General features: G+C 36.0%; 29 protein-coding genes. 28 read left to right on the plus strand and 1 reads right to left on the minus strand.

The features are described from left to right. Positions 1-24 precede the first annotated feature (24 nt). The 26 genes from NSQ20_RS12350 (at position 25) to NSQ20_RS12475 (ending at position 14,666) form a co-directional block, all read left to right on the plus strand. Complete coding sequence (locus tag NSQ20_RS12350; RefSeq protein ID WP_340032646.1) at positions 25-411, plus strand: hypothetical protein; 387 nt, start codon at positions 25-27, stop codon at positions 409-411. Beyond that, complete coding sequence (locus tag NSQ20_RS12355; protein ID WP_340032647.1) at positions 395-1,561, plus strand: hypothetical protein; 1,167 nt, start codon at positions 395-397, stop codon at positions 1,559-1,561. Before NSQ20_RS12350 ends, NSQ20_RS12355 begins: the two co-directional genes overlap by 17 nt. A gap of 1 nt (position 1,562) precedes the next feature. Beyond that, entirely contained in the window at positions 1,563-1,976 is a 414-nt protein-coding gene (locus tag NSQ20_RS12360) for a hypothetical protein (RefSeq protein WP_340032648.1), read from the plus strand. A gap of 12 nt (positions 1,977-1,988) precedes the next feature. Continuing rightward, the gene (locus NSQ20_RS12365; protein ID WP_340032649.1) at positions 1,989-2,195 is read left to right on the plus strand and encodes a hypothetical protein; all 207 of its coding nucleotides are present in this window, start codon (positions 1,989-1,991) and stop codon (positions 2,193-2,195) included. Positions 2,196-2,276: 81 nt separating this feature from the next. After that, entirely contained in the window at positions 2,277-2,429 is a 153-nt protein-coding gene (locus NSQ20_RS12370) for a hypothetical protein (RefSeq protein WP_340032650.1), read from the plus strand. 33 nt (positions 2,430-2,462) lie between these two features. Continuing rightward, entirely contained in the window at positions 2,463-2,669 is a 207-nt protein-coding gene (locus tag NSQ20_RS12375) for a hypothetical protein (protein WP_340032651.1), read from the plus strand. A 12-nt stretch (positions 2,670-2,681) separates the two neighbouring features. Continuing rightward, complete coding sequence (locus NSQ20_RS12380) at positions 2,682-2,888, plus strand: hypothetical protein (RefSeq protein ID WP_340032652.1); 207 nt, start codon at positions 2,682-2,684, stop codon at positions 2,886-2,888. Positions 2,889-2,902: 14 nt separating this feature from the next. Next, positions 2,903-3,121 (plus strand): hypothetical protein, encoded by a 219-nt coding sequence (locus NSQ20_RS12385; RefSeq protein WP_340032653.1) that lies wholly within the window; start codon positions 2,903-2,905, stop codon positions 3,119-3,121. A 33-nt stretch (positions 3,122-3,154) separates the two neighbouring features. Continuing rightward, on the plus strand, positions 3,155-3,529 hold the full coding sequence (locus NSQ20_RS12390; protein ID WP_340032654.1) for a hypothetical protein: 375 nt from the start codon (positions 3,155-3,157) through the stop codon (positions 3,527-3,529). Positions 3,530-3,582: 53 nt separating this feature from the next. Then, complete coding sequence (locus NSQ20_RS12395; RefSeq protein ID WP_340032655.1) at positions 3,583-3,963, plus strand: hypothetical protein; 381 nt, start codon at positions 3,583-3,585, stop codon at positions 3,961-3,963. Between the two features lie 102 nt (positions 3,964-4,065). Then, entirely contained in the window at positions 4,066-4,287 is a 222-nt protein-coding gene (locus NSQ20_RS12400; RefSeq protein ID WP_340032656.1) for a hypothetical protein, read from the plus strand. A 449-nt stretch (positions 4,288-4,736) separates the two neighbouring features. Continuing rightward, positions 4,737-4,973 carry a hypothetical protein gene (locus NSQ20_RS12405; protein WP_340032657.1) on the plus strand — a complete coding sequence of 79 codons (237 nt, stop codon included), beginning with the start codon at positions 4,737-4,739 and terminating at the stop codon, positions 4,971-4,973. Positions 4,974-5,039: 66 nt separating this feature from the next. After that, a complete protein-coding gene (locus tag NSQ20_RS12410) occupies positions 5,040-7,346 on the plus strand; it encodes a ribonucleoside-diphosphate reductase subunit alpha (RefSeq protein WP_340032658.1) in 2,307 nt (768 codons plus the stop codon). 43 nt (positions 7,347-7,389) lie between these two features. After that, the gene (locus NSQ20_RS12415) at positions 7,390-8,421 is read left to right on the plus strand and encodes a ribonucleotide-diphosphate reductase subunit beta (RefSeq protein ID WP_340032659.1); all 1,032 of its coding nucleotides are present in this window, start codon (positions 7,390-7,392) and stop codon (positions 8,419-8,421) included. Positions 8,422-8,442: 21 nt separating this feature from the next. Then, a complete protein-coding gene (locus NSQ20_RS12420; protein ID WP_340032660.1) occupies positions 8,443-8,967 on the plus strand; it encodes an HAD family hydrolase in 525 nt (174 codons plus the stop codon). 94 nt (positions 8,968-9,061) lie between these two features. After that, on the plus strand, positions 9,062-9,280 hold the full coding sequence (locus tag NSQ20_RS12425) for a hypothetical protein (protein ID WP_339193786.1): 219 nt from the start codon (positions 9,062-9,064) through the stop codon (positions 9,278-9,280). After that, positions 9,281-10,075, plus strand: a complete 795-nt coding sequence (gene thyA / locus NSQ20_RS12430) for a thymidylate synthase (RefSeq protein WP_340032661.1) — start codon at positions 9,281-9,283, stop codon at positions 10,073-10,075. It abuts the gene before it with no gap. Beyond that, the gene (locus NSQ20_RS12435; RefSeq protein ID WP_340032662.1) at positions 10,072-10,569 is read left to right on the plus strand and encodes a dihydrofolate reductase; all 498 of its coding nucleotides are present in this window, start codon (positions 10,072-10,074) and stop codon (positions 10,567-10,569) included. Before thyA ends, NSQ20_RS12435 begins: the two co-directional genes overlap by 4 nt. Positions 10,570-11,378: 809 nt before the next feature. Then, a complete protein-coding gene (locus NSQ20_RS12440; protein ID WP_340032663.1) occupies positions 11,379-11,666 on the plus strand; it encodes a hypothetical protein in 288 nt (95 codons plus the stop codon). Positions 11,667-11,740: 74 nt separating this feature from the next. Further along, positions 11,741-12,307, plus strand: a complete 567-nt coding sequence (locus tag NSQ20_RS12445; protein ID WP_340032664.1) for a hypothetical protein — start codon at positions 11,741-11,743, stop codon at positions 12,305-12,307. Positions 12,308-12,556: 249 nt separating this feature from the next. Then, the gene (locus NSQ20_RS12450) at positions 12,557-13,003 is read left to right on the plus strand and encodes a hypothetical protein (protein ID WP_340032665.1); all 447 of its coding nucleotides are present in this window, start codon (positions 12,557-12,559) and stop codon (positions 13,001-13,003) included. A 13-nt stretch (positions 13,004-13,016) separates the two neighbouring features. Further along, positions 13,017-13,403, plus strand: a complete 387-nt coding sequence (locus tag NSQ20_RS12455) for a hypothetical protein (protein WP_340032666.1) — start codon at positions 13,017-13,019, stop codon at positions 13,401-13,403. 13 nt (positions 13,404-13,416) lie between these two features. Beyond that, positions 13,417-13,641 (plus strand): hypothetical protein, encoded by a 225-nt coding sequence (locus tag NSQ20_RS12460; protein ID WP_340032667.1) that lies wholly within the window; start codon positions 13,417-13,419, stop codon positions 13,639-13,641. 38 nt (positions 13,642-13,679) lie between these two features. After that, positions 13,680-14,084: a YopX family protein gene (locus NSQ20_RS12465; RefSeq protein ID WP_340032668.1), complete on the plus strand. Its 405-nt coding sequence runs from the start codon at positions 13,680-13,682 to the stop codon at positions 14,082-14,084. Position 14,085: 1 nt separating this feature from the next. Beyond that, complete coding sequence (locus NSQ20_RS12470; RefSeq protein WP_340032669.1) at positions 14,086-14,328, plus strand: hypothetical protein; 243 nt, start codon at positions 14,086-14,088, stop codon at positions 14,326-14,328. Further along, positions 14,328-14,666: a hypothetical protein gene (locus NSQ20_RS12475; protein ID WP_340032670.1), complete on the plus strand. Its 339-nt coding sequence runs from the start codon at positions 14,328-14,330 to the stop codon at positions 14,664-14,666. Before NSQ20_RS12470 ends, NSQ20_RS12475 begins: the two co-directional genes overlap by 1 nt. A gap of 146 nt (positions 14,667-14,812) precedes the next feature. Here the strand turns inward: NSQ20_RS12475 and NSQ20_RS12480 are convergent, their stop codons facing one another. Beyond that, positions 14,813-15,067, minus strand: a complete 255-nt coding sequence (locus NSQ20_RS12480; RefSeq protein WP_340032671.1) for a hypothetical protein — start codon at positions 15,065-15,067, stop codon at positions 14,813-14,815. Between the two features lie 197 nt (positions 15,068-15,264). On the opposite strand from NSQ20_RS12480, the gene NSQ20_RS12485 reads away from it, so the two are divergent. After that, on the plus strand, positions 15,265-15,609 hold the full coding sequence (locus tag NSQ20_RS12485; protein WP_340032672.1) for a hypothetical protein: 345 nt from the start codon (positions 15,265-15,267) through the stop codon (positions 15,607-15,609). Beyond that, complete coding sequence (locus tag NSQ20_RS12490; protein ID WP_340032673.1) at positions 15,606-15,884, plus strand: hypothetical protein; 279 nt, start codon at positions 15,606-15,608, stop codon at positions 15,882-15,884. The genes NSQ20_RS12485 and NSQ20_RS12490 overlap by 4 nt, the downstream gene beginning before the upstream one ends. The last annotated feature ends 116 nt before the right edge of the window (positions 15,885-16,000 follow it).

Raw genomic sequence — 16,000 nt, forward strand, 5'->3', positions numbered from 1 at the left:
ATAGGAAAGGAGACTTATAAATACTTGAGTAAAAAAGAATATACATATGATGATCCTCTAGAGCGTGGCTATAAAAAATTTGAGATTACTAAGAAACAGCATAATCATCTTTTCCCCAATAGGAAGAGAAAGTGGAATACAACATATGAGTACTTTTATAACGAGCACAGAGTAATGCTGCACCAGTTTTCAAGTAAAAAAGCAATTATAATGACCACATTATTGTTTCCAGTCCTCATTTTGTTTGCAGGTTTGAGTAATTTTAAAGAAGCGATTACTGAAATGAAGTGGCTCTACAATGAGAAAAAGTACGGTAAGTTTAGTAGCGATTGGATTAGTAAGGGGCAGCATCGCAAGGGAGATAACGAAAAATATATTGAAATAATTAGAGTTATTGAACAGGGTAAATGAGGAAATTGGGGAGGTTCTAACAATAAAAACGAACATATTTGTACCACAGAAAATTAAAATAGGATTTCAGAATAGAGAAAATACATATACCAAAACGTTGGCATACGTTACTTATTATGATGTAAAAGGAAAGGTTCGCAAAGAGACTTCATGGGAGAATTGGCGAGATAAGAAAATTGACCCTGTTGACCACGAGAATATCCCAACATCAGGTTTTGTATTGAATAAGAAAGTTGGAGATTATGTATCTGACTGGAACCATCGTCAAGCCTATGTGCGTGTATATGATCCAAGAGGATTTGAGTTTGAAATTACAATTGAGAACCTCCTATACATACTGGAGAATGCCAACTCCATCAAAGGTAAGGGATTAGAAGGTGAGTTCATTTATGGATGGGATGGTAAAGACCTCGTGCTTTTACCTGTGGATTCTCCAGACTATAAAGAGATTAGTGCATTTAATACTATCTTACACGAGAAGAACTATATTAAGTCAAAAGATTTATCTATTGGTGGGACATATAAATATAAGGATAATAAAGAATGGATATTTATGGGGAAATTTGACTTGAAAGAAACTAAATCCGAGAGAGTAGAAGAGGAGAGCAGGTCAAACGGTTACTGGAATAGAACGAATTACAGTTATGTTTATCATAAAATCTCCAAAGGAAAACATTACTTTTTTGTGCGAGAGGAAGAATATAGTGGAGGTAAAAGCTTTTTAAGGCTTCTTACCGTTAAGTCGTTAGGAGATAGGTTCATTGAATGTGTTTCAAGTGAGTGTGCCCCTGAATACTCTGAGTATTTTGATTGGTTAGAAAGACAAACAAATTACTCTCATCGAGATGAATCTAGGGATGAATGGATTAGTTATTCTTTAGATGAGTTTGTAGAGCGAGTGAATACAACCGAATTCACGGATAGTCGATGGGGAAGCAGGTTTGATATCTACAAAGCCCCGGAAATTCGAGAGGAACTTAGTTACGACTTAAAAACCAAGCAATTCTATAAAGAAGGTAAATGGGATAAAGATAAAACTGAATATGAAAAGCTTTATGTAGGCAACGTATTGGATGTATTCAATCTATATGAACCAGTTTACAAAAACGAATATTTAGAAAATGGTAAGATTTATAGGAGGGTTAAATAAAATGGCAAACTTAAACGATAGTAAGATTCTTGAATTGAAAAAACAGATTGAGGAAAAGAAAAAATCAGTAGGTAAATCTAAAAAGTTTACTCCTGTAACCAACTGTTCCATAGAACTAGATGGAGTGAGAATTAACATTCAAACTCTGACCAAGGAACAACTCATTTTTTTACTAGTAAAACTTAATTCGTATGCTGCATCAGCTATTGAATTAGAGTTGCTTGATCAATATGTCATTAGTGGCTATAACATTGCAGATTGGATTGGAGATTTAAAGTCTAAACTTGAATTTATCAATAGTAAAGATGAAGAGCAGAAACTTAGACTCATGGAGTCGAAGCTTGATAAGTTGCTTTCCGATGATAAAAAAGTTGAGTTGGAACTTAATGAGATTGCTGAGATGTTGAACAGATAAGGAGAGGTGTATATGGATATTGTTGAAGTACTAAGAAATAAGATTGATGTACTACAAGAGTATATCGATGACATCAATAAGGACATTGAAGAAGATTACAACCCTGAAGAATGGGCAGGTGGGAACTTCGATGATTGCTATGAGATGGGATGTAGTCATGGAAGGAGATTTGGTAGGATGACTGCATATCATGAAATTTTGGCGCTACTTGAGAATTAGAAATCGTTGATACATAAGGGTTTTTAGAAGTGGAAATGTTGATGAAAGTCAAATTTTATCAAGACCGTTGGAGGGATATAAATGACAAATGAGGAAATCATAATCGATAAATTATGGGATCGATATTATGATCTAAAGGATGTAATCGAAACATATGAACGTCGAATTGAGGAAGTAGAAGAAGATTTGGATGAGGTTAAAAAAGAGCTCGAAGACCTAGGGGAAGCAGTCTAAACTCACAACACTAATTATAAGGGAGACAGATATATGAACACACAGATTGAAAACAACTTTTCTTACCATTCACCAAAAGAAGGTCAACCTCAAAAGTATGAAGAGATTCGAGAAGCAGCAAAAGAGTTGGCTTACCTGTTGGAAGAATCAGTACCCAATAGTCGTGAAAAATCATTAGCAATGACAAATCTTGAGCAGGTAGTATTCTGGGCTAACGCTGGAATCGCTCGTAACGAATAGGGGGATTAATAAATGGATAACAAAGTAAAAGAGCTTGTACGAGAACTTGAAAATCTACATAGTGATTATGACTGGGAATATGATAAAGCCTTGAACCTGAAAAACAAATATCATGAGCAGCAGGGAAGATATGAAAAGATTGGTGAAAAGATAGCTGAGAAATTGAGAGAGCTCCAGAAGGCAGATCCAAACTATGAGTACGAAACCGAATTTATTTAAGAGAGGTGGACTATATGAAGCAATATGATGAAGAGACTCTTGACTATTTTAGAATAGAGATGATGAACGCCGAAGACTTTGCCCTATTAGGCTATGATGCCGTTTTACACAAATCATATCATGATTCAAATCCGTCTCCTGATATTGTCGCCCAAGAAGCAAAAAAACTGGGATTCGATACATTTGAGATTGCATATATTACTAAGACAATCAAAAGATACGCGATTGATTAAAATGCACATTTAAAGAGAGTTGGCTGATTTTAAATGGAAACCAAGGCTTTTAAGGAATCTGAAGTATGGGATATTATTGAACACAAAAATGATTCTGCAATTATTATTGATGACAGGATAGCCAGCAAAGGATTTTACGAAGTTCATGACATCGATTTTGGACTTGATGGTGTTATGTATACCTGCACTTACAGGAAACATATATCTGAACACATAAGCGATAGAGATATTATTTATATGCCTAGAGCATTAGAAGAGCAACCTCATTCTATTAATACAGAGGAAGAAGCTCATTTCATTTGGAGAGAACTTATGAAGAAAGGAATATCTCATATTTCTAAAGAAGAAATCTCTCTTATTGTGGATTTACAGTACAAATATCTAGTTAGTATTGGCCTTGTAGATTAACTCTTTGAAATGTACCTTTTACATAGAAATATAATATTGAACCAATAAAGGAGATGGAGAAAATAGCTACATACGGACAACAAGTTTGGGGATCTGTAGATATCCATAATCAAGTCACAATCACAGCAAGCAACAATACATTCACATTTAGTGTAGACGGGACTCCATACACTATCACTTTACCTAATGGCACATATAATACCATTAGAGAAAAGCACGAATCAGAACTAGTCGAAGCCATTACAGTAGCAGCTTCTTCATTGAGCATTCCAGTTGTATTTAGACTGGGCGGTATGCATTATGATCAAAAGTACAATGTATTGATTATTGAGCACACAGATGAAGAGAATGGGCACCTATTGGATAACTTTACCGGAAGCGCAAATGATACGTTGTTTGGTACAATTAAATTCAACGTACCTCCTAGGGATTAATGAGGAAAATAAACAATTCAATTATGATAAAATAATATTGACGATATTAGAATTTGAGGGTATAATGAAAGAGTAGACAACAACAAAGAAGAGGTGTTGAAGATGAATAGAAATACTCGGCTTCAAAAATCACTAGATATATTAAACAAAAGTTTGGAAGCTTTGAATATGGCTGTTGATCAACAACATCTCACTCAAAAGGCTGATGACATCGATCAGTCAGTAAAAGAATTCTTTGAAGTAAAGACTTTCTTGTCAATGCAAAAAATGAAAGAGAATAGTAAGGAGTGGAGAAGCAATTCAACTAAACGAAGCAACACTTAGTTTGTCTAGAGTTCTGATCGAATGTTTTAAAGATGACATTGGCACAGATACTGAGCATTTATTGCACGAAGACAGTTACATTAGCAAAACGATGAAAAAGAAAATAGGAAAAAAGCAATTCGATGAGTTTGATAAGTATGGTGAAGAGGTGTGGAGTAATGCTTGGAATGAATTTAGTCGAGTAGTATTCCACACCAGAGACAGAAAGTGACTACAATACATAGAAGGTGAAAAATTGTATTCTAAATATGGATGGCGATTTGAGAAACATTGCTACGACAGGGGAACCTTTCTTATTGGTATGAATTTTAACACCAATGATGAATGGGGCGATAATGAGAGAGAGTCATACGTCAATATCTATCTTGGTAAATACAGTTTCACTATTGGTAAATTCCATTATAGAGTTGATTGAGCTCTGGGACGATTAACTCAAGGAGGTGATGATAGTGCAGTATAATGTATATTTGCAACACGATTTTGGAGAGCAATATGAAGATTTAGAATTTTACGTGAATGTAGACGAGGAAGATTGTTATGAAATGGCAGGAGATAGTCCAGTTACAACTCATGTGATGAGACAGGTTGCTGTTGAGTATGCAATGGCAAGGTTCTTTAAACAAAATCATGTTTTCAATATTGGAGATAGAATCTCTGTTTTAGAGGTTGAAGAGATGTACACATAAATAATACATATGATTTAATGAAATAATTCTTTTACACAGACATACATAGACAGAGGAGATGTTTAGTTGCCCCGATTAGTAAACAAACCGAATAACAGACAACTAGCTTTTGATGAGAATAGAATTAATACATATGCAGACAGAGTAATGAGTGGATTTGACTTAGACAAGGAAAAGTTGATCAAAGGTGTTAATAGTAAATTGAGACGTGACGAGGTAACAGCAGAAGAAATCAGTGAAGCATTCTCGATGACAGCTCTGGACTTGATCACAAAAGAAGAACCAGATTGGAAATTTGTTGCTGCAAGAGGACTCCTGACAAAGCTTTATAAAAAGACTGCAAACAATCGAAAATATAAATCATATGTTGATGAGGCATACGGTTCATTTTATCCTCTAATCCAAACTTTAGTTGAAAAAGGAATCTTTAGAGAAGAGCTTCTCACCTGCTATACAAAGGAACAGATAGAGGAGTTGGGAGAGTACATTAACCCAGAGCATGATCTGCTGTTCGATTATATTGGATTGCTTACCCTAACAGAACGCTATCTGGCGCATGACTTTGATGGAAAGTTAATGGAGTTACCTCAAGAGCGTTATATGGTTATTGCGATGTATCTAATGCATCAAGAACCTGAAGATAAACGTATGGATCTAGTCAAAGAATCCTACTGGGCAATGAGTAACCTATATATGACTGCTGCAACACCAACAATGTCTAATGCAGGTAAAAAAGTGGCTGGACAACTCTCAAGCTGCTTCATTGATACTGTAGATGACTCACTTGAAGGCATCTTTGATTCAAATACTGATGTAGCACGACTAAGTAAAACAGGTGGAGGAATTGGAGTCTATCTTGGTAAAGTTAGAGCAAGGGGCTCTGATATTCGAGGACACAAGAATACGAGTTCAGGTGTAGTGCCTTGGATTCGCCAACTAAACAATACAGCGGTCAGCGTAGACCAACTTGGTACACGCAAAGGTGCAATTGCGGTTTATTTGGATGTATTCCATCGTGATATCCTAGCTTTTCTTGATCTGAAGCTCAATAATGGCGATGAACGAATGAGAGCACACGATATCTTCCATGGTATCTGCCTTCCCGACTTATTCATGGAAAGAGTTGAGAGTCGAGGAGAATGGAGTTTGTTCTGTCCACACGAAGTAAAGTCTATTATGGGATGGAAAGATAGTAATGGACGACCACTTGGATTGGAAGACTTCTATGACGAGGAATTGGGCAAAGGAACCTTCAGAGAAAAATATGAAGAAGCAGTAAGTCACCCCTTACTACAAAGAATCACCGTTCAAGCGATTGATATTATGAAGCGTGTGATGAAGTCTCAATTGGAGACTGGGACACCATATATGTTCTATCGTGATACAGTGAATCGCGCGAATACTAACGGTGCACATGGAATGGTATTTTCCTCAAATCTTTGTACAGAGATTATGCAAAACCAATCTCCTACTGTAGTTGAAAAAGAAGAATTGGTAACTAAAGACGGTCAAACGCGTATCATTATCTCTAAAATTCCCGGCGACTTTGTAGTATGCAATCTCAACTCCATTAACTTGTCTACAGCAGTACCAGATAATGTTCTTGAGCGACTTGTCCCAATTCAAACTCGAATGTTGGATAATGTGATTGACATTAACAATATTGATGTACTGCAAGCCCAATACACGAATGCACAGTATAGAGCTGTTGGATTAGGAACGTTTGGACTTCACCACCTGCTTGCTCTCGAAGGCATTCATTGGGAGTCTGAAGAAGCTGTAACGTATAACGATAATCTGTATGAAAAAATTAACTATCTACTTGTTAAAGCAAGTATGGATCTGTCCAAAGAAAAAGGACATTATCCTAAATTTAAAGGCTCTGACTGGGACACAGGAGAATATTTTGTTAAAAGAGATTATGTTTCAGGTGAACGAGAAGGAAAATACATAACCACCGAACAGTGGAAAGAGTTGCAAGCTGAAGTACAACAAAACGGTGTCCGCAATGCTTGGATGTTTGCTATTGCCCCAAATGGATCTACATCAATTATTGCTGGTTCAACCGCATCGATTGATCCACTATATGAATTAATTTCATATGAAGAAAAGACCACATATAAGATCGCAAATCCAGCTCCTGATTTGTCCGAAAAAACAAGCCCTTATTACCAAACGGCGTTCATGGTGGATCAACATGCTTCCGTTAATATGGCGGCTGCTCGTCAGCGGCACGTTGATCAGGGGCAAAGTTTTAACTTTTATGTTCGACCAGAAATCAAAGCAACTGACTTCTTAGCACTTCATCTTCATGCATGGAGAGCTGGTATGAAAACTACCTACTATGTTAGAAGTAGAGCTTTAACAGTTTAAGGCCACGAGTCATGCGCTAGTTAAATATAAGGAGAATACGTAATTGAAAATTCAGAAAATCTTCAACACAGAAGCACCAAACAAATCTACACGTATTATCGAGGGGGAAAATTCGGGCATCCTTAACTGGAACGATATCCGAATGCCTCACATGTATAAACTATACAAAGTTTTGTTACTTAATCATTGGATTGCAGATGAAATTCCTATGTCTAAAGACGCTTCACAGTTTGCTCAACTTAGTAAAGTGGAACAGGATACATTCAAGATTAACATATCGCTACTGGCAGTATTGGATTCAATGCAAACAATGTTTGTTGGTGACGTAAAACGTTACTTTACGGATTCATCGTTGGAAGCAATCTCTGCAATCATTGGACAGCAAGAAGTAGTACATAATCAGTCTTATTCTTATGTACTTTCTTCGATTGTATCTGATCAAGAACAGAAAGAAATCTTTGAGTATTGGAAACATGATCCCGTATTACTTGAGCGAAACCAATTCATTTCAGATATTTATCAGGAGTTCCGTGACAACCCCAATCCACAAACGTTCTTTAAGTCAATGGTTGCTGATTTGATTCTAGAAGGTATCTTTTTCTATACAACGTTTGCATTTTTCTATAATCTAGCTCGTGACCAAAAAATGATGGCAACATCTCAAATGATATCCTATATTATGCGAGATGAGAATCAACACTGCTACTTTTTCGCAGAGGTATTCAAACAGTTACTGATCGACTTTCCTGAGCTTAACACACCAGACAATATTGAATATATCTATAAAACAATTGATAAAGCTGTCCAGCTAGAGACTAATTGGGGGTACTACACTCTCAAGGAGATTGAAAGTATTGATCTAAATGAACTAAGTGACTACATCAAATACACTGCAAATAAAAGACTTACCTTGATGGGCATGGGAAAAGCATACGAAGGCGTAGATGTAAACTGCATGCCTTGGATTAAGCCGTTTTCGGATGAAGCTTTGAACTCAACAAAAACCGATTTCTTCGAGGCTAAGTCTCGTAACTATGGTAAAGTTGGCGATGATAACGGATTTGATGATTTGTAAAAGGGAGATAGATACATAGATATGACAAACTCAATTAATAATAAAACTGATTTTATGAAGGTACGAGAGTTTCAAAAAGCATTTAACTGTCCAGCACCAGAAACACCCACAGCATTAGATGATAAGTTAGTTACAAATAGAGCCAATTTTATTATGGAAGAAGTAGTTGAGCTACTATATGCATCATCTGATGGTGACAAAACAAGGTTTAATGAATTTGTACACAACCTTATTAATTCAATTTATGATACATACGATAAGCAACTAACCAAACCGTTTCCCGAAGATCGACTAATTGGACAAGTTGATGCTCTGATTGACATTAAATACTTTGCTGAAGGTGGACTTGTTGAGGCATCGGTTATCCCTGATGAGATTTTCGATATTGTCCATAGTGCAAACTTATCCAAAATCTTTCCAGATGGAAAGCCGCATTATAACGAAGTTGGTAAAGTAATTAAACCCGATGGATGGGAAGCGCCAGAACTAAAGATTGAGAAGGAAATCAAGCGCCAGATTGATTTGGGAACATTACGATTTAACTAATACATATGGGCGGTGGTTAATCCACTGCCTTTTCATTTGAACATTAAGAGAAAAACAAAAAAAGACATAAGAAACTAAAAGGAGAATACACAAAATGATGAGATATACGTATTTATATGAGGTTGTATCAACAGGCGAAAAATCCGAGTTTAGTCAAATGGCAACAAGCAAGGAAGAGGCTGCTGCACTGATCGTTGCACGTATAGCCGATCTGGAGTTTACAGATGAGTCTGATATCAAGCTGGGCAAAGTTATCGCCATCAGCAAGAAAGTCGGTGACAATTATATTGCTTGCGAAGGGTGTGCGTCTTAAGTGAAAAACTATCTAGAACTACTACAGGATATTCTGAACAACGGCTTGCATAAAGGAGACCGTACAGGAACAGGAACACAATCTGTATTTGGCAGACAGCTCCATTATGATCTTTCCGAAGGATTTCCGCTGGTAACAACCAAACGAATTCATCTCAAATCGGTTATTCATGAACTGTTATGGTTTCTGAGTGGTGATACCAATATCTCTTATCTGGAAGAGAATGGTGTGAAGATTTGGGGCGACTGGGCAGATGAGAACGGTGATCTTGGCCCAGTATATGGCTCACAGTGGCGTACGTGGGAAGCACCAAACGGAGAAAAAATTGATCAGATCTCAGCAGTCATTGATTCGATCAAAAATAATCCGGATTCACGTCGTCACCTTGTCAGTGCATGGAATGTGGCTGAGATCAACAATATGAAACTTCCACCTTGTCATTTTGCGTTTCAGTTTTACGTTGCAGAGGGTAAATTATCATGTATGCTTACGATGCGTTCCGTGGATACGTTCCTCGGATTACCGTTTAACATCGCGAGTTATGCGCTCTTGACTCATATGATCGCCCAGCAATGTGATCTGGAGGTAGGTGATTTCATCTGGTCTGGAGGGGATGTTCACATCTACTCTAACCATGTTGATCAGGTTAAAACTCAGCTGGAGCGTGAACCTTATGCTTTACCTAAGCTGGTAATCAAGCGTAAGCCGGATTCTATTTTTGATTATAAGTTTGAAGATTTTGAGTTTGAGAACTATCAGTATCATCCGGGCATTAAAGCTCCAATTGCAGTATGAGTAAAGTTTCAATTATTGTTGCTATGGATAAAAATCGATTAATTGGTGATATGGGTAGATTGCCTTGGCATATTCCATGGGATCTTAAATACTTTAAAGAGATGACACTAAACAAAAATGTGGTAATGGGTAGAACAACATACGAATCAATTGGTAAAGCGCTACCCTATCGAACAAACATTGTACTCACTTCTGACAGCAATTACACTGCAAAAGATTGTATCGTAGTCAACAATATAAGTGAAGTGTATGATTATATAAATGAATCTAATCAGGACACATTTATAATAGGTGGATCATCAATATATGAACAGTTTTTGCCACTTGTTGATTCAATGTTTATCAATGAGATTCAACACACATTCAATGGTGATTCTTATTTTCCACTCTTTGATGAGAATGAATGGGACATTGTTACAGAGCAAACGATTGAGGCCACTGAAGATGTAACAACATATAAGCTAAGAGTAAAATACATTAAAAGAATCATTTAATTATGATAAAATAATACTAGACAACTAATTGAATAAATGATAAGATGAGTACAGGTCAAAGAGAACCTGTACTTTTTTCTATAGGAGGGGATTAAATGGACGAGAAGGTGATTGATAATTTTAAAAATAGCTCTAATCTTCATACCGCCAACACTGTTGTTATGGTTTATTATCAAGAATAAAGCACGATTAGTGGATGAGTTGAATAATTTAAAACAAATAAATAATATGGAATACATTTATTATTCAACAGCGTTTGCTTTTATCGGATTCAACCTTATTAACTCATTGACAACTAGATATTTTGAAACGGCAGCAATAGCGAATGTAGAAATCAACATTCCAGTCTTATATATCTATAGTGTTACATTTAGTCCCATCATCGAAGAGTACATATGCAGAGGATTCATATTTAAGAAGTTAAACGTTAAGTTAGGATTCGTGTTGTCCGCTTTAATTAGCTCAGTAGTATTTGCAATACCACACTTCAACCTAAATGTCTTTGCAGGTTATGTATTTCTAGGGTTCGTATGGTGTTGGTACTACAAGAAGAGTGACAGCTTGATTGTTCCAATAGTTAGCCACTCACTATTCAATTTTATAACAATACTAATTATGTCGCTGAAAGGGTGATGGATACATATGTTTAACAAACTAATCCGATATTTATTCTGGAGCAAGTCATTTGAGAGTATTCGTGAAGCACACAGAGAGATGTGCTACGAACAAGGAAGGTATGATCAGGAAAAAGAGTTGTCCTATACATATATTGATGAACGATATAAACATTAAGGAGACCAATAATACATATGAAAATTAAAACAAGTGTTATCGATAAATACAGTCAGCTTTGCATGAAGAGTTATCTGAGCTGTGATTCGTTTGAGGATGTGAGATACAAAATTAAGAAGTGTGTGACGCTAGGTCAGGTAATTAAACTTGAAGGAAACAAGAAACACATCCAGTATTACTACAATCGATTTATTGTTGAAAATGATGAGGTAGTAGATTTATATCAAAACAAGAACTCATACATAGAAGTTTCAGAACGTGTAAAGGCAGCATACGATCGATTGGAAGGTAAGGTAGTTGTTTAAATGAAAGCCGTCTTTCATCAAAATAAATACTGCATATAACAATGCACTACCAACATAAAAAGGAGATGATTAACATGGAATATCCTAAAACTATTGAACTCTCTACTCACGGCTTTGAAAGAATGCAGGAAAGATTCCCTGAATACAGCAAAAACAAAAAGATGGCTACTGATTATGTCAGATCATTATTGAAAAGCTCTGAATACATCGGAATTGTACCAGATCAATTCGGAGTTGATTCGCACATGTACGTTTTCAATCATACAGTTGCTATTCATATTGGATTAGATCCTGTGAAAATTACTACGGTGTATCCAATCGAAAGAGATATTGGAAAAGAACATAAGAAGATTACGTTTCGAGACAGAGTTGAAGAGTTATACAAAAAAGAATTCAGAAAAATACATAGAACAGAACTGGCAAAACGCAAGAAGATTAAATATTCCAAAGCTAAAAATGAAGCTGAGATTGCTGCACTTAAATACAAGCAACTCATTACACGTTCTGAGAATGTAAAAGAGATGTGTGCAAAAAGAATTAAAGAATTACAAAACGAGATCCTTCATGAAGAAAACATAATCAAGGATGTTCAGGTACTAAAGAGAAGTGTGGCCTATGCCATTGCAACAGGAAATTATTAGAGGTGGGAATATGAATTTACTACAAGCAGCTCAGTACAGTGTACATGGATTCACAGTGATATCAAACTCTGGCAAACGCTATTCTTCAGACATGTTAAATGTGAGATGGAGCGGATCACACTATGCCTCAATGAATAACTGTGGAATGACTGAATCTGAACGTAAGGGTGAATGGGAAGCAGTAATTAGTTTGAAAAATAAGTTCAAGAAGATCTAAATTTATCAAAAATATCTAGGAGGATATAACACATGGCAATTGAAGCACATCATTGTAACGTAAAAGATTGCAAGGGATTCATCGTATTTGAAAATGCAGACTTTGATAAACCAGAAGTAGTCGATGGAATGTACCAGTACACGGCTCCAAGGTGCACAGAATGTGGAAAAGAGTATAAGGTTGTTCCTCACTATATCGTAATTAGCTTGGATGAATACGGGGATATGGAACACGTTGAAACGGCATGTATTACCGAATATGAAAGACGAGCGAAGGAGCGTAAGATTGAAGAGGAAACAGATCCGTGGGAACGTGTTCGTAAATTCATTGAATTCAGCGGCTACACGTACTCAGTGAACGATGTTATTTACGCATACGCTGACTATCGGCAAGAGCCACAGTATTTAAGCCATAGCATGAAAGATTGCATCGACAACCTGAAAGAATCGCTTGATAAACTTGTGCCATTTGGCATGTAGGGAGGATACATAAATGACAAAAACATTGACAAGGGAGCAAGTATTGGCGATGGGGCCAGTGGAAATCGACCGCTATATTCATTCAAATTTGTTTGATGGTGAAGATTTAACAGAATTTAAGTATAAACATGTAACTTATACAATACCCGACAGACGTGTTTTTGTTAAAGAGACTGATACAGGTGTCACATGGAGAGAATGCCTAGCCTACTCTTTAGAAATTTCATCAGCATGGAAAGTTGAAGAGAAGATCAAGGAGCTGAAGTTGCAGGCTAAATATTGCATAGCATTAAAACAGGTCGTGATTGGCACAGGTGAGTACGTTGGAATGTTTGATTATATCCACGCAACACCAGAACAACGTTGCAAAGCCGCACTATTGGCTGTACAGGACATTTAGGAGGATGTTAAAGATGAATCAGTACCTTGTATACTTTAAGACAAAAACTGAGTTTGAAGTCGGTCTAATGTTCAAGATTGAAGTCTCTGTCAACAGACCTAACAATCCTTCTGATGATGAGATAATCAATGATTATCTGAAATTGAACTATGGTGAAACCATTGATTATGAAACCTTACATTGTCAAGTGTTGAGTGATGTTATACATATTGATGAAGACTATTGTGTAGAAACTTAATCGAATTAAAATTCTAAAAAGGGGCTGGAGATATAAATATGAAGATGATCGATGTAGATAAACTTAGTCAATGGATCAATAGTGAGCGAGTGGAATTGGAAGCAGAGGGCCAATCAGCATTAAATATGGTTTTAAAAGAGATTGTGAATGGAACTTTTGATTTAACAGATCACTATATTGGAATTGACGATAGTAATGGTAAAAAAATGTGCGAAGGCAGCATTGTAAAAATCACCTTTGACACAAACTACATAGATAAAGATTTCTACATTGGAGTAATTAAATATGGAGCAGATCGAGGATATCCAGCTTTTGATTTGGAGCCTTGGATTGATTGCGACATGAATGCAATTAGCTGGCTCAAAAGTGAGAGCGATCCATCTGTAATTAAGTATGAAGTTATCGGAAACATCAAAGATAATCCTGAACTATTGGAGGTTTAAAATGAAAGAAAAGACAATTAAATTTACAGGGAAACCTAGTGGTGACCATGAATCATTTGTTTGGGATGTGAATAAAGAGGATTTTATTAAAATTACTGGACAAAAACCTGACAGATTTGATAAGGCAGTATTTACTAAGGGAAGATATATGGTTTATCCGAATAGTCTACTAGAAGGAATTGCAGATGAGAAAGTGGATTATGAGTTTGAAATAACAATTAAAGCAAAGAAGGTGGGAGAGTAATGGCTAAAACAAACAAGAAGAGTAAGACAATTGATCAAACTGAGGCATGGATTAAAGCTATTCACAACTCAGAGGAGGAGAGAAGAAGGGTAGATGCTTCACTTTCACCATCAAGAGATTCAATTCGATATGTAGCTGATTACGCCAAGACTATCAATGACTCTGTTCAACTAATTAAAAACACTTCAAACATGGCACATCAGGGCATAATTGAATTTGAAGTTGCCCAGAGAATCATCGACAATCAAAAGAAAACGTTGCTGCGTGACGTTAAGTGGCTTGAAACATTTTTAACACAAGATGATGAAGACAAAATAGAAGAGTCAATGAAAGTCTAGTTTTATCAAAAATTAAAAAGCCAGAAAATCTCTGGCTCAAAGGAGAAACAATATGGAATATGTCAGTCGAATAAATGAATACTATGAAATATTTCGTCCACAGAACATATCGATGAAAGAAAATGAGAGAAAATGTGTTACAAGTGTTACTTATCGTGAGACAAACTTTCTAAAAATCGAACCTCATTTTCGATTAGAACTTCCTTTAGAGCAGCAAAAATTAAAGAATTATTTACTGCAATTAGTTCTTTCATCATTAGGAGTGTATTTTGTGAATAATGTTGCTGGGTTTGCGACTGCTCTTCTAGAGAGTTTAGTAAATTATTATAATTAATATCTTGCTCTGCCTTTGCTATCGCGCTCATCACTTTTGCTTGTGCAATTTCTTCAACGTTAATCATAAACCGAGCACCTCTATGTATTAGATTTGATTCTATATGACTAACTAGGGTGACTATTGAACCAGTATATTAATACTATGACAAATTTCTACATACAGCAATACGGAACGTCAGTTCTGTCAAGTGTTTTAAGTCGACTACCTAAATATGTTGACAAATGAAAATACTTTGATCTCTTTGAGATAGGAGGAATATAAGTGCTAAGAATTAAAGATGATTACTTCAAAAATATTATAAAAAGCATTAAAGATAGAACATTGAATTTTGATGCTGAAGGTGGATGTGCATGTGGACAACTAGAGATTAAATTAAGCGATCATTTATATTTGAGTGTGTATCGAAGTTGCCGTAAAGCAAATGCAACTCCAGATGATAAATTGTGGAATATTGAGAGTGTTGAATTTCATAAACAGTCTTTTGACCAAATTGAAGATGGCTATCCAGAAGAGGTTAAAATGAAACTGGACAAAGAACAAGAATACATATTGATCAAAGTTCTAAAATCAGCAACGGAAGAAGATTGGGGAGAAGAATGCCGATGAAATATCAAATAACTCCAAAACAAGCAAGAGAAGTGACGGAAGAACAGTTTTACTCTTTCTTTAATGAAATCGTACCTCGTAGTAATTGGGCTAGTTATCACCATAGAAAGATGGATATTGGTAAGATGATTGACTATTTAGATGAAGTGACAATTGGCAGAAGTATTATAGATGGGAAATGGAATGTGTGTACTTTTCTTACTGATAAGCACTACGAAGGAAAAGAATTAGTTGATGCCCTATGGGAGGCAATGAAAGATGATATTGAAAAGTAGATGAATTACCTGTTTTACAACAAAAAAAGAGCAGCCACACCAATTAAGGTAATGACTGCTCTCGGTTAAACCTTCGTCTATTGCACCCCTGCAATAAAATAATTTTAATAGTACGT

This window comes from Paenibacillus sp. FSL K6-1122 (assembly GCF_037977015.1).
In the GTDB taxonomy this organism is placed as follows: domain Bacteria; phylum Bacillota; class Bacilli; order Paenibacillales; family Paenibacillaceae; genus Paenibacillus; species Paenibacillus amylolyticus.